13 protein-coding genes and 1 pseudogene are annotated in these 11,877 nt (G+C 59.5%); 8 read left to right on the forward strand and 6 right to left on the reverse strand.

From position 1 onward, the window contains the following. The first annotated feature begins 210 nt into the window (after positions 1 to 210). Positions 211 to 888: a phosphorylase family protein gene (locus tag PYH37_RS31675; RefSeq protein ID WP_280736535.1), complete on the forward strand. Its 678-nt coding sequence runs from the start codon at positions 211 to 213 to the stop codon at positions 886 to 888. Here the strand turns inward: PYH37_RS31675 and PYH37_RS31680 are convergent. Together PYH37_RS31680 and PYH37_RS31685 are read right to left on the reverse strand one after the other, a co-directional pair. Continuing rightward, a complete protein-coding gene (locus tag PYH37_RS31680) occupies positions 844 to 1,161 on the reverse strand; it encodes a hypothetical protein (RefSeq protein ID WP_280736534.1) in 318 nt (105 codons plus the stop codon). The two genes, PYH37_RS31675 and PYH37_RS31680, sit on opposite strands and share 45 nt — an antisense overlap. Before the next feature lie 386 nt (positions 1,162 to 1,547). Continuing rightward, positions 1,548 to 3,107, reverse strand: a complete 1,560-nt coding sequence (locus PYH37_RS31685) for a hypothetical protein (RefSeq protein ID WP_280736533.1) — start codon at positions 3,105 to 3,107, stop codon at positions 1,548 to 1,550. On the opposite strand from PYH37_RS31685, the gene PYH37_RS31690 reads away from it, so the two are divergent. The 3 genes from PYH37_RS31690 (at position 3,100) to PYH37_RS31705 (ending at position 4,463) form a co-directional block, all read left to right on the forward strand. Further along, on the forward strand, positions 3,100 to 3,405 hold the full coding sequence (locus PYH37_RS31690; protein ID WP_280736532.1) for a hypothetical protein: 306 nt from the start codon (positions 3,100 to 3,102) through the stop codon (positions 3,403 to 3,405). The genes PYH37_RS31685 and PYH37_RS31690 overlap by 8 nt on opposite strands. A 675-nt stretch (positions 3,406 to 4,080) precedes the next feature. Further along, on the forward strand, positions 4,081 to 4,251 hold the full coding sequence (locus PYH37_RS31700) for a hypothetical protein (protein WP_280736531.1): 171 nt from the start codon (positions 4,081 to 4,083) through the stop codon (positions 4,249 to 4,251). Beyond that, the gene (locus PYH37_RS31705) at positions 4,248 to 4,463 is read left to right on the forward strand and encodes a hypothetical protein (protein WP_280736530.1); all 216 of its coding nucleotides are present in this window, start codon (positions 4,248 to 4,250) and stop codon (positions 4,461 to 4,463) included. Before PYH37_RS31700 ends, PYH37_RS31705 begins: the two co-directional genes overlap by 4 nt. A gap of 135 nt (positions 4,464 to 4,598) precedes the next feature. Here PYH37_RS31705 and PYH37_RS31710 read toward each other — a convergent pair whose 3' ends face one another. Beyond that, positions 4,599 to 5,576, reverse strand: coding sequence for a BTAD domain-containing putative transcriptional regulator (locus tag PYH37_RS31710; RefSeq protein ID WP_280736529.1), 978 nt, complete (start codon positions 5,574 to 5,576; stop codon positions 4,599 to 4,601). 124 nt (positions 5,577 to 5,700) lie between these two features. Between PYH37_RS31710 and PYH37_RS31715 the strand changes: the two genes are divergently transcribed. Together PYH37_RS31715 and PYH37_RS31720 are read left to right on the forward strand one after the other, a co-directional pair. Further along, a complete protein-coding gene (locus PYH37_RS31715) occupies positions 5,701 to 5,964 on the forward strand; it encodes a hypothetical protein (protein WP_280736528.1) in 264 nt (87 codons plus the stop codon). 161 nt (positions 5,965 to 6,125) lie between these two features. Next, positions 6,126 to 6,673, forward strand: a pseudogene (locus PYH37_RS31720) (gamma-glutamylcyclotransferase). A 118-nt stretch (positions 6,674 to 6,791) separates the two neighbouring features. Here PYH37_RS31720 and PYH37_RS31725 read toward each other — a convergent pair. Beyond that, the gene (locus PYH37_RS31725) at positions 6,792 to 8,165 is read right to left on the reverse strand and encodes a transposase (protein ID WP_280736527.1); all 1,374 of its coding nucleotides are present in this window, start codon (positions 8,163 to 8,165) and stop codon (positions 6,792 to 6,794) included. Positions 8,166 to 8,360: 195 nt separating this feature from the next. Here PYH37_RS31725 and PYH37_RS31730 point away from each other — a divergent pair, with 195 nt between their 5' ends. Continuing rightward, the gene (locus tag PYH37_RS31730; RefSeq protein WP_280736526.1) at positions 8,361 to 9,527 is read left to right on the forward strand and encodes an IS110 family RNA-guided transposase; all 1,167 of its coding nucleotides are present in this window, start codon (positions 8,361 to 8,363) and stop codon (positions 9,525 to 9,527) included. Positions 9,528 to 9,797: 270 nt separating this feature from the next. Then, positions 9,798 to 10,838: an IS110 family RNA-guided transposase gene (locus PYH37_RS31735; protein WP_280736525.1), complete on the forward strand. Its 1,041-nt coding sequence runs from the start codon at positions 9,798 to 9,800 to the stop codon at positions 10,836 to 10,838. 450 nt (positions 10,839 to 11,288) lie between these two features. Here PYH37_RS31735 and PYH37_RS31740 read toward each other — a convergent pair whose 3' ends face one another. Continuing rightward, positions 11,289 to 11,612: a type II toxin-antitoxin system RelE/ParE family toxin gene (locus PYH37_RS31740; protein WP_280736618.1), complete on the reverse strand. Its 324-nt coding sequence runs from the start codon at positions 11,610 to 11,612 to the stop codon at positions 11,289 to 11,291. A gap of 2 nt (positions 11,613 to 11,614) precedes the next feature. Then, positions 11,615 to 11,854: a type II toxin-antitoxin system ParD family antitoxin gene (locus tag PYH37_RS31745; protein WP_280736524.1), complete on the reverse strand. Its 240-nt coding sequence runs from the start codon at positions 11,852 to 11,854 to the stop codon at positions 11,615 to 11,617. Between the last annotated feature and the right edge of the window lie 23 nt (positions 11,855 to 11,877).

Consider the following 11,877-nt stretch of genomic DNA (forward strand, 5'->3'; position numbering starts at 1 on the left):
ACATGCGCGAGCAGACTGGCACCGCAGGAACCGATACGGCACAGGACGTTCTAATCGATCTGCGGATAGCGTCGGCACGCGCTCGCGACCTTTCCGCCGAAGAGGTCAGAGCTGCCTGTCAATGCGCAGAACCTTACAGTTCAGAACCTCCTTCATGGCCGTGTTAACCGCTGTTATTTCGACAGCTATGCCAAGGATTTTGGAGCTGCCGTGCTTCAGAACATGAATTTGTCTGGTGGTGCCGAAATTCCTTCCGGAGCGCCTGCGGACGACATCGATTTTTCAATCCTGCGCAAGATGTGCCGGATAAAGGGTGTGCTGCCCACCAGCCGCGCGTGCGACGTCTCGCTGCTCGAGACCATTACATTCAATCCCGATTTCCAGGAGGTTTTCGCCATGTCCCAGACCGATGGCCCGGCAGAATCCGTCGGCATCAAAGCCAATCGTAAGGAGTGCGACCTTGCGGTCCTGGCTGCCCTCCCAAAAGAACGGGAAGCCGTGGAAGTCGTTTTCGGGAAGGGCAAAACATTACGGATCGAAGACGATCCACACGTTTACAAGGAAATCTACCTCGAGATCGCGGGAAAACGTAAGCGTGTCATCCTGGCGGTGCTTCCGACGATGGGCAACACCCGAGCCGGGGTGTCAGCCGCGAACTTCTTCCGTTCATTCAAAACACGGAAAGTGTTCATGGTCGGTATTGCCGGCGGCACGCCGCTTCCGGGCAATTCTTCGGACCATGTCAGGCTCGGGGACGTCGTCATAGGACAGTCAGTGTTCGAATGGGATTTCATCAAACGCGAGGAAGGCGGTGAAGTCGTGTACCGCGACTCGGATCAGCGGCTATCCCAGGAGGTTTTCCAGTTTGTAGCCAACTTCAAATCGTAGCGGACCAGCTTCGATACGGACTGGCTCGCTCATCGCGAGCAGGCTCTGAAAGACTTCGGTCTCGATCCGGCCAATCCGCCGCCCGACAATCTCTTCAATGCGGATGATATTCCACAACACCACCCGCCTGATCCAAGAAGGGAGCTTGTCCCGTCTATCGTGCACTTCGGCAAGATTGGAACCGGAGACACGCTGCTGAAGGATCCTGTCGCAAGGGACCATCTTCGCCAGCAGTTCGGGGTCATCGCGGTCGAAACTGGAAAGCGTCGGCATCCGTGACGCCGGATGGGCACACGGCACAGAGGTGGGCGTCGTCAGAGGCATTGTCGACTACTGCGACAAACAGAAGGACGACAGATGGCACATGATTGGTGCCCGGTCCGCGGCAGCGATGACCCGCTTTCTTTATGAGAAGGGAACTGACGGGTCTCAACGGCGGCTTTCGTCGTTCTCTGTTCTAGCGAGGCGCGCCAGCCTCGAGTGCCTCGCGTCTGGAGGATCCCGCAACGTCTCAATGCCGAAGGCGCAGAGGAACTGCTTGGTGGTCGCATAGGTGTCCCGGTGCGCCCCGGTTGCAGACTGCGTGGACCAGAGGCGATGCAGCCTTGCGGCCCTTAAGACAAACCGTGCGCAGTCGTTCGATCTCTTGCCTGCGCCTGCTACGTTGCCACCAGCATGAACTGCTCGCTCTGTATCTTCTCACTTTTGAAAAGGATCGCGCGGTCGGTGAGCTCAAAAGTCTGCGCGAAGGGAATGAGCGGATGTCCCTGAAAGCGGCCCTCGATCGAAACGTCAAGGCTCTCTGCCTCGAGCGGGTCGGGAACAAAGAGTATCTCGTACCGCGTCACGGGCTCCGCCGCGAGTTCGGCCGCATTGATGAATCGGTGGCCGGAGGTCACGGGCACGCCGTTCGCAATGTGCTTCCAGCGCAATAGCAGGTAGTCTTCAGGTTTGGGCGAGTGGCCAAGGTCGAACAGCACCTCCGTCCGCTGCATTACCTGGTATGGCTCGAAGAGGAAGTTAACCCCGGTGTCCATGACAAGGGGTGTGAAGGTCCTGACGATACCTTGCAGACCGGTATCTGGCTGGAAGTCAATAATCACCGTGACATTAATCGTGGCCGGGAACGGCCCGAATTCGTTTGATACCCGCCCGCGGACGGTGCCGCCCTGGTGATCGAAGGTGCCACTGCCGCAGTTGCGCGGACCTGCATTCGTCTGGTAGCTGCAGCTCACTTCGTAGCGAGTGACCAGCCATTCCGGCGTACTGCCCAGTGTCGCCGTGACGTCGGCGTAGCGCGGCGGCGGGGCGCACTCCTGCCAGCGAAGGTTAAGGTTGTAGCCGTAGTTAAGGACATGGACCTTGACGAATTTTCCAGTCCTCGTCTTCACTGCGAACGTCGCGCCGGTGACCAGGAAATTCGTGCCCTGGGCGTTCGCGGTCAACGGGATCGAAGAAAAGGGCAACCGGACAAGGTCGGCATATGTGAGGCCGTCGTAGTCGATGATGCCGAGGCTGGCCAGGGCCGCCCCGTTGCGGGGTACGAGCTGGCGATTTATCTCCGTCTGCCGTTGCCACCAAACATCGGCGGTCTCCTGGGTCGCCGCCTCGGCGCCCTGGTCGAAGTCGAAGGAGTACGTGCCACGAAGAGTGCCCGAGCCAGCCGGCGGAGTGCACTCCTGCCAGCGAAGTTTGAGATTGTAGCCGTACCTTAGGACTTGAACCTTGACGAATTTTCCAGTCCTCGTCTTCACTGCGAACGTCGCGCCGGTGACCAGGAAATTCGTGCCCTCGGCGTTCGCGGTCAACGGGATCGAGGAAAATGGCAACCTGACAAGGTCAGCATATGTGAGGCCGTCGTAGTCGATGATGCCGAGGTTGGCCAGGGCCGCCCCGTCGCGGGGTACGAGCTGACGATTTATCTCCGTCTGCTGTTCCCACCAAACATCCGCGGTCGCGAAGGTCGTTGGCTCGATGCCCTGGTCGAAGTCGAAGGAGTATGTGCCACGAAGAGTGCCCGAGCCGGACACTCCGAGGCGCATGGCCATGCTCGCATGACGAGGACGGTCGGCTAAGACCAAATGACGCCCTATAGGTCCACGCATCGCGGTCTGGCCGACTGTCTGAGGTGCCGTCATATCGACGCTCTCATGGGCTGCGCGGCTCAGTTGTTTCGGTTCTTCGTTGCCGGTTGTGACCGGAAAGTCTTGAGTGCCCATCGCGCTACCCTCCCAGGGCCTGCCGTGGCAAACGCGCCTTGCAGATAGCCTTGCGACGCGCCGCAATCCCCGTTCCTCCTTGATTTCCAATAGGAGCTGGTACTTCTGCACCCTCGTCCGGCTCGTTGCCGTGCCGCAGGTCGAGGATCAGACTCGCACGCCCGGTGGCCTCGGCCGGGAACCGGAAAACCGCGACGGTTCCGCCGGCGCCCATGGCTCCTCCGGGTTGCGGGGGGACTACGGTTTCCCCGCTCCGGCCACGCGGCCAGTTCTGCACTTTAATCGCAGGAGCCGGTGACCCCATACACAAGACCATGCTGCTCTCCAAAACTATTGCCAAGGTTGCGCGACTAAGGCGCGTCGGGCAGAAACGAAGACCTGTTTACGGCCGAATAGGTCAAGCCGCTTTGATGTAAATCAATCACGCCCTCGAAACCTCGACAGCGACCGCCAATTCAAACCATGCCGTCCGGCATCATGCGCCTGTGCGATCGCCTTGACCTGCAGCGGATTGGCAATCAGGACACGATCTAAGGCGCGAAACAGCCGCATTCTCATGATTAGCTGCCGCATGATCCACCGACCGATTTCATTGCAGAACTGATCAGGGCGGCAAACGAGGTCGATCGACTGACGCATTACGAGATAAACCGGGCTCTTTGACCGCTCGATAGACGCTGTCCGCGACATGCGCGAGCGGACTGGCACCGCAGAAACCCACGCACGGGACGTTCTAATCGATCTGCGGATAGCGTCGGAGCGCGCACGCGACCTTTCCGCCGAAGAGGTCAGGGATGCTCTCGTCATGCGGCCGACGTCATCAGGATATTTGAGGATCGTATTGGACCGCACCGCGTGAGCCGATCGCTACGCCGGTCCCGACCGCTGGGATAACACTCAGAATGCCGGAGCGTCACAGGCCTTGACGGCGCTCGTTAATGAGAACAAAGTGAGAACATCTACGGAGGTTCTCATGACCCATGCAGACGAAGTGATTGAACGCGCTCACGCGCTGGTGGCTGCCTTGCGCGCAAAAAGAGAGCGCGAGGCCGAGCGCCGCAAAGAGGTGTTTGGTCGCATCGACATCGGCACACCGTTGCCGATGCCCGGTCGCGGCGTTCAGCTGAGTCTAAAATTGCAATGACGATCCCGGAAAAGCGGGCAGACCGTGCCGATCTCGATTGGGAGGTCGAGGCCGCCATCGCCTGGCACGATGAAGATCCGCGTGCAACAATCGCCACACTGCTGCTCGACTGCAACCACCTGCGCGAGCAGCTTGCGCGTGCGGAGCAGTTCATGAGCCGAGGCATTTCGCGCGGGTGGTCACCGCAATTTCAAAGACCAGAAGAAGACTGACCCAGCTAGGGCCGGACTCTCGCTTGAGCTGGGCCGGAGTCTCCAGGCTAGGTGCGGTCACGTCCATCTCAAGGCCGCTTAGGTCCAGGCAGCGAGCAGAATTGTTCAGGAGACTTCTTCGACAACAACAAGGAACTATTGCTGTTTCGTTGCAGTCAGTCTCAGACGTGAGCCTAGCCGTTGAAGTGTAGCCTCCAGGCTGAAGTGAGCATCGTCAGCACTTCGGTCGCGGAAGACGTTCACGTCTCGAAAGCGGGCGAGTTCTGTCGCCACTGCCTCCCGCCGTCCCGATGCCATGGCCGCTGTTTCGGGGACCGCATCAATGCAGCCAAATGTAGAGACCGCTATGCCGGGAGGTCCAAAGTTGCTAGCAGTGCCGGCCGGTGATGAAGTCGCCCCGCCTGAGGCAGGTCGGCGGTTCAGGATAGTTTCTCGGAGACTGCAGGTAGCGGCTTCCGGGGCCACGCCCAACTCGCGCTTCAGCAAGGCCGCACAGGCATCAAACTGGCGCATGGCGAGCGTCCATTGCTTCTGCTCGGCGTAGTGGCGCATCAACGCGCGATGAGCAATCTCATTGAATGGATCGAGAGCTAACAGCCGCTGAGCCAGGTCGTAATCCGGCTCCATCTCGAGGAGACGACCGAGCGCCTGCGCGACAAGCCCGCGCAAACGTTCACGTTCTTCCTCAAGCCATTCGTTGAATGCAGGCGCGCGGATCTCGACACCCGTAAGCAGATCGCCTCTGTAGAGCGCCACGGCCCTCCGCAGCTCGGCCGGCACCTGCGAGCGCGCGAGGCGTTCGAATTCCGAAGCGTCGACGGCCACGTCCTCAGGCTTCAGGCTAACTCTGTCACGATCGGTGCACAACGCCGTGCGGTACTGTCCCAGCGCTTTACGGATGTCCGTCAGGGCGTACCGCAAACTGCCGCGGGCCTGCCGGTCCTCGCAGTCGCCCCACAACAATCCATGGAGCTGAGTCCGGCCATGGGTGCGGCCAGCATCGAGAGCGAGATAGGTAAACAATGCCAGCGCCTTCCGGGTCGCAAACCCGATGGGTCCGGACTCGGTCTGAACGTCAAGCCCACCAAGAACCTCTACACGGAGCGCTGCCATCCTACTTGCGCCTCACTCAGAGAGGTCATTTTTAACACGCTTCTAACGGTGCATGAATTCCCAACCGACGGCGCCCTCACGTGTTGGTGAGATGATGGCCACCTCATTTGAGAGGGAGCGCACCATGACATCCGGCAAATGGCAGGAGACCTTAGCTGAGGAAACTTGGGAGGCGCAGGCACAGGCCACCGTGCGCGACTTGGACATTGGCGAGATCATGGCCCTCTCTCTGCATTGTTCAGAGCTGGACCTTTTGGCGTACACGCGGCCGCGGCTGCGCGCTCACGACCTCGAGCTTGATCCCGCCCAACACCGCATCATGGCAAAGTTCGGATGGCTATGGACCCTCCGGTTTCGCTTCCCTTCTCCCAACAATTCCGGTCACTGAATTCGGGGGCTGCGCGGATGCAACTGACTGCACAATTGGTCGCTCGAATTCATCGGAAGCTTGAGGATCCTGGCCCCGTCCCAGGGCTCGTCTATCACACGGATGCCGACTATGCCGCAGCCGTCGACACAATCTTGGCAGCCCACCCAAGGGGCGCGGACATGTGGCTCTTTGCGTACGGTTCGCTAATCTGGAAACCTGAAGTCGATCATATAGAACATCATATCGGCGTTGCCCGAGGTTGGCATCGGTCTTCTGTCTCCGTCTGACGAGATGGCGCGGCACCACAGAGCAACCCGGCCTGATGATGGCACTCGATCGAGGTGGCCAGTGCAAAGGCGTCGCTTACCGGCTGCAGGGAACCACCGCGGAGGTCCAGCTCAACAAACTCTTTCGACGGGAGATGACAACGAAGCCTCCCAGCAACATGCCCCGATGGATTACCGTCGAAATCGACGGCCAGGCGGTGCGCGCCCTCGGCTTCGTGGCCAACAGGAAGGGACCTGGCTACACGGGCAGGCTTCCGCTCGAAGCGGTCGCAGAATGCCTGTCCAGAGCCTGTGGCCACTGGGGTTCTGGCGCCGAATATCTCTACCACACCGTTGTCCACTTGGAGGAACTCGGCATCCGCGACCGCAATTTGTGGCGACTGCAAAGCTTGGTCGCTGGCCAGATTGATGGCGATGCAACCCAATCGGCATCCTCCTAACAGAGGGGTCGGACGCGAACGGCAGAGAACCACCGATAGTGTTGAAGAAGTCAGGCTTTTAGCCGGGAAGGTAGCTCGCTCAGGACGTCGCAATTGAGATCGACGTGACCTCCTCGCCCTAACTGGCCGGGATTACCGTCCGCCGGCTGCAGATCTTGGCCAATTTCCTCAGGTTCTGGGCGATGGCGGCGAGGTGGAACTCATCGCGGGCACCGCAGGGGCCGCGTAGTCGCAATCTATCGAGCTTCAGAATGCGTTTGAGGTGCGCGAAGAGCATTTCCACCTTCTTTCGCTGATAGCGTGACGTCTGGTACGCGTCGGTTTTGGCAATGTCGCGAGCCATGTCGCGCGCGCCCTCATAGATTGAGCGCGTTACCTTGCGCGCCGGCGTCTTCGGACAACAGCGGGGCTTGAGTGCGCAGGGGTCGCAATCATGCTTGCTCGCCAGATAGCGTAGCGTGTTGTCCTTTCCCACACCGGTCCGCGGTGTCGAGAATCGCCGACGGTAGTGCTGAAGAAGCTTCCCACCTGGGCAGCGGTAGGTATCGCTTGCATGGTCGTAGGCGAAGTCCTCACGCGAGAAGGTGCCGTCCTTGCGCTTGGACTTATCGAACACCGGGATATGCGGCTCGATCCCGCGCTCATGCACCAGCCAGTTCAGCATCTCGGCCGAGCCATAGCCGGTGTCGGCAATCAGCCGTTCCGGCCACAGGCCGAGTTCGTCGTGAGTACGCTCGATCATGGTCTTTGCGGCCGTCACCTCGGCCTGACGCACGGCAGTCGAGGGCTCCACGTCCACGATGATGGCGTGCTCTACATCGATGAGATAGTTGGTGCAGTAGGCGTAGACAGCCGGGCCGCCCCAAGAGGCGGTCCAGCGTGCCGCCGGGTCGACCGGCGAGATGAACTTGGGCTCCACCGGCGTGGCGGCTCCGAAGGCGGCATCATCCAGAGTGGCGAGATACTCTCCCACAGCCCGCTTGGCTTTGGGGTCGAGGTCCTCGGCGGTCTCGATCCCGCGCTGACGATGGGCGTCCGCCACGATCATGCTGGCATCGACGGCAAAGCCCTCGCCGCCGACGAGGCCTTCTCTCATGCAGCGCCGCACGACGCTCTCAAACAGCTCGCGCAGCAGATCGGCATCACGGAAGCGGCCATGGCGCGTCTTGGAGAACGTCGAATGGTCCGGCACATCGCCCTCGAGGCCAAGCCGACAGAACCACCGATAGGCCAGGTTCAGGTGGACTTCCTCGCACAGCCGCCGCTCCGAACGGATGCCGAAGCAGTAGCCGACAATCAGCATGCGGATCAGCAGTTCAGGGTCGATCGAGGGACGGCCGATCGGGCTGTAGTAAGGCGCGAGGTGCTGGCGGACACCGGAAAGGTCAACGAAGCGGTCGATGGCCCTGAGAAGGTGGTCCGCCGGCACGTGCCGCTCCAGACTGAAGCCATAGAACAGCTCCTCCTGCATCACACTTTGCTCGCCCATCATCGACTCAATCTCCTTCCGATAAGAAGACTGAATCAGTGCTTTAGGACTGTTTCAAGCCTGACTTTTTCAACACTATCCACCCTTTGCGGCCGCCGAGGGTGGTTTCGATCGCTCGCCTTGAGATCCCATCAGGAATGGATAGCGGCCTGCACCGTGGCAGAGTGAGGTCGCTAGAAATCTCTCTGGAGGCCAACCATGCCGGTGAAAGCAGATCAACCCCAAGCACATACCGCTACCCCCGTCGATCTTGGCGCAATTTTCGTATCGTTGGAACTGAGCAAATCGACATGGCTCGTGACCGCTCTCTCGCCGGGGAGCGAGAAAATGTCTCGCCATGCTGTAACTGGTGGTGACATCGCCGGCTTGTTCTCGTGTTTCGCCACCCTTCGCCAGAAAGCGCAGCGGCGTGTGGACAAGCTTTATCCACTGGTGGTGATCCAGGAGGCCGGGCTTGATGGCTTCTGGCTGGGGCGAGTGCTTAGCAAGGAAACCTGGATTGAGAGCCATATTGTGGAGGCTGCATCCATTGCCATGCCGCGCCGACATCGCCGCGCAAAGACCGATCGCATAGACGGCGAAACATTAATACGGGCTGTGATGGCCTGGAAACGCGGTGAACCTCGTGCTTGCTCGATGGTCAAACTCCGCACGCCCGAAGAGGAAGACAACCGCCGGCTCGGACGAGAGCGGAAGACCCTGATTGCGGAACGTGTTTTTCACGTCAATCGCATAAAGGGGCTGCTCTTCTCCCAAGGAATACGAGATTACGAGCCTTTGCGTCGCGATCGCCGTCAGCGCCTGGAGGAGCTTCGAACGGGAGATGGCCGGATAGTGTCGAAGCACCTGAGAGCAGAGATCTGCCGTGAGCTCGATCGTCTCGAATTGCTGCTCACACAGATCAAAGCGGTAGAAGCAGAACGCGATGCGTTGATGTCCCGCGAGTCCACCAGCGCACCGGCAAGAGCAGCCACGCTGTTAAGGATCAAGGGAATTGGTCCCGAGTTCGCGACGATACTTTACTCAGAAGGCTTGTTCAGACACTTCGACAATCGGCGGCAAGTCGCGGCCTACGCAGGGCTTGCTCCTTCGCCTTGGCAAAGTGGCAACGTCAATCGTGAGCAGGGTGTCTCGAAGGCGGGGAATCCGCGCTTGCGAGCGACGATGGTTGAGCTCGCCTGGCTATGGCTGCGCCATCAACCGAACTCGGCGCTGACCTTCTGGTTCAAGGAGCGCATTGCACGCAACAGCGGTCGTCTTAAGAGACCGATGATCGTCGCTCTGGCTCGCAAGTTGCTGGCCGCCCTCTGGAAGTACGTGAGCTCCGGCGTCGTAATCGAAGGAGCGGTGATGAAAACCGCCTGATGTGAAAAGCAGCCATTGAACGCAGATTGCTATCCTCAGGGCCTGATCAGTCCTGACGGATCCAGGTGAACGGACCGGGATTCCCATTGGCTTTAACCGCCGACCTTGAGTTTGGCCCCGTTCTCCTGAGCCCGTGCCCGTCGAAAGCGGGATAATGGTGCAGCCGTTGAAAGCGGCGACCGGATGTGATGAGGTGGAACGGCCCGCTCCGACAGCATCTAGTGCTAAAACGTGGTCGTTGTTCGAACGCCACAAAGGGGGGACCGTTCCATGAAGCATGTTAGCACCATCGGGCTCGATTTAGCCAAACTCGTTTTCCAGGTTCACGGCGTCGATATCGAAGGCTCGCCCCTGTTCAATCGGAAACTGCGTCGAGGCGAGGTGCTGCGCTTCTTCGAAAAGCTGCCTCGATGTCTGGTTGGTATGGAGGCATGCGGTGGCGCTCACTATTGGGCGCGTGAGATCGCGAACCTCGGCCATGATGTGCGCCTCATTCCTCCGGCCTACGTCAAACCTTTCGTCAAGCGCGGTAAGACAGACGCGGCCGATGCTGAAGCCATCAGCGAGGCGGTGATCCGTAAAACCATGCGCTTCGTTCCGATCAAGACAGCCGAACAGCAAGCAGACGCAATGGTTCTGAAAACGCGCGCTCTTCTGGTGCAGCAGAGAACGCAGTCGATCAACGCCTTGCGGGCACATCTGGCTGAACTGGGTATCATCGCGGCCAGCGGCCTTTCCAGCGTTGCGGTGCTGATGGCTATCGTGCGGGAAGGTGAAGATACTCGACTGCCCGCAGCGGCACGTTTCGCCTTGACGGCGGTTGCCGATCAGATCGACGCCCTGACTGATCAGATCAACGAGCTCGAACGTGCCATCGTCATGAAGGCGAAGCGCGATGAAGACATGCGCCGCCTGACGACGATCCCCGGCGTCGGCGCTATTATCGCGGCAACCATAAAGGCCCTGGTTCCAGATCCCGGCGGATTCAAATCGGCGCGCCACTTCGCCGCCTGGGTGGGCTTGACACCGAGGCCCCATTCCAGCGGAGGCAAGGAACGATTGGGCGGGATCTCTAAAATGGGTAACCCCGAACTCCGCGTTCTGTTGGTCCTCGGGGCGACAGCCGTTCTGCGGATTGCCCGGAACGATGATCGGGCACAGCCCTGGCTGAAAGCGCTGCTCGCCAGGCGCCCGTTCAAGGTGGCCGCTGTCGCTTTGGCGAACAAGATGACCAGGATCATCTGGGCGCTTCTGAATAGGGGCGGGATTTACAATCGTCCTGAGCCACTCTCGTTCACTACGGCCGCCTGATGAGTATTATGACCCACAAACCAATCTGACCGGCGCAGGCCGGCAGAGGCAAGGTGCAACTACAGACGATGAACCCACGGGACGAAATCCCGGAACGAGCAAAGCCGCCAAACTCACTGCACTTAAAGTGCGTGGATGTGATTTAGCTCCTCGTTTCGCGGATCTCATCGAGGCCAGCGGTCATGTACCGCGCTTCAAGGCCGTACATATGAACGCACCGTCCTCGCGTGTGAAATCGATTGAGAAGCCCCTTGCACCGCGGGCCGTTCCACATATGAGGTTGTACAGGCCCGAGGACGGGCCGGTAATTGCTATGGTCTCAGACCGTGGATGCGACTACCAAGGAGAACTCGATGCCACCTGAATGAACCATTGACAAAAATCCTGATGTGAAGGGAATCGAACTGACCGCCCGCTAATCTTTTTAGAGTCCCACAGCTGCGGAAACGTTCAATGACTATCCGGCTCCTGCATCCACTGCGGGATGTCCCGCCTGGCATGAAGCACACGCCACACGTCGACATGCTCTGTTTGGTCACGATAAAAGACAAGATAGGGATATCGCTTCAGCGACATGCTCCGCAGGTCAGGCAATCCCAACTCGTATGCATACCGCAGCGCTCCTGACTCCGGATGCCTTGCGATCAGATCATAAGCTGCTTGGAGAGCGTCGATAAAGCCCAGAGCGACCTCGGCTCCAGCCTCGCGTGCGTAGTAATCCACGGCTGCCTCGACGTCACTGCGAGCCAGCTCCCGGGGTATAATCGTTTTGATTGTCACTTGCTGTGCCGAGGACGCACTCGATCGCGCAGATCGTTGAAATAGCGCTCGTCGACGGGCTTAGTCTGTTCAGACGATGCGCCGTCAAGCAATAGTCTGCGCAAACTGAGACGGTCCTGATCTCGACGGATCAGTTCGCGGATATATTCGCTGCTCGTCCCATAGCCCCGACCCGCGACCTGCTCATCGACGAAGCTCTTAAGATGGTCCGGTAGAGAAATGTTCATCGTGCCCATGCGAGAGATCATAGCGGCAATGG

It is taken from the genome of Sinorhizobium numidicum (assembly GCF_029892045.1).
Lineage (GTDB): Bacteria > Pseudomonadota > Alphaproteobacteria > Rhizobiales > Rhizobiaceae > Sinorhizobium > Sinorhizobium numidicum.

Bases quoted from the DNA above. Each gene is read 5' to 3' on its own strand.
- PYH37_RS31715 (WP_280736528.1), top strand. From the start codon at position 5,701: ATGACATCCGGCAAATGGCAGGAGACCTTAGCTGAGGAAACTTGGGAG.
- PYH37_RS31680 (WP_280736534.1), bottom strand. From the start codon at position 1,161: ATGCCGACGCTTTCCAGTTTCGACCGCGATGACCCCGAACTGCTGGCG.
- PYH37_RS31685 (WP_280736533.1), bottom strand. From the start codon at position 3,107: ATGGGCACTCAAGACTTTCCGGTCACAACCGGCAACGAAGAACCGAAA.
- PYH37_RS31705 (WP_280736530.1), top strand. From the start codon at position 4,248: ATGACGATCCCGGAAAAGCGGGCAGACCGTGCCGATCTCGATTGGGAG.
- PYH37_RS31745 (WP_280736524.1), bottom strand. From the start codon at position 11,854: ATGGGCACGATGAACATTTCTCTACCGGACCATCTTAAGAGCTTCGTC.
- PYH37_RS31725 (WP_280736527.1), bottom strand. From the start codon at position 8,165: ATGATGGGCGAGCAAAGTGTGATGCAGGAGGAGCTGTTCTATGGCTTC.
- PYH37_RS31730 (WP_280736526.1), top strand. From the start codon at position 8,361: ATGCCGGTGAAAGCAGATCAACCCCAAGCACATACCGCTACCCCCGTC.
- PYH37_RS31735 (WP_280736525.1), top strand. From the start codon at position 9,798: ATGAAGCATGTTAGCACCATCGGGCTCGATTTAGCCAAACTCGTTTTC.
- PYH37_RS31710 (WP_280736529.1), bottom strand. From the start codon at position 5,576: ATGGCAGCGCTCCGTGTAGAGGTTCTTGGTGGGCTTGACGTTCAGACC.
- PYH37_RS31700 (WP_280736531.1), top strand. From the start codon at position 4,081: ATGACCCATGCAGACGAAGTGATTGAACGCGCTCACGCGCTGGTGGCT.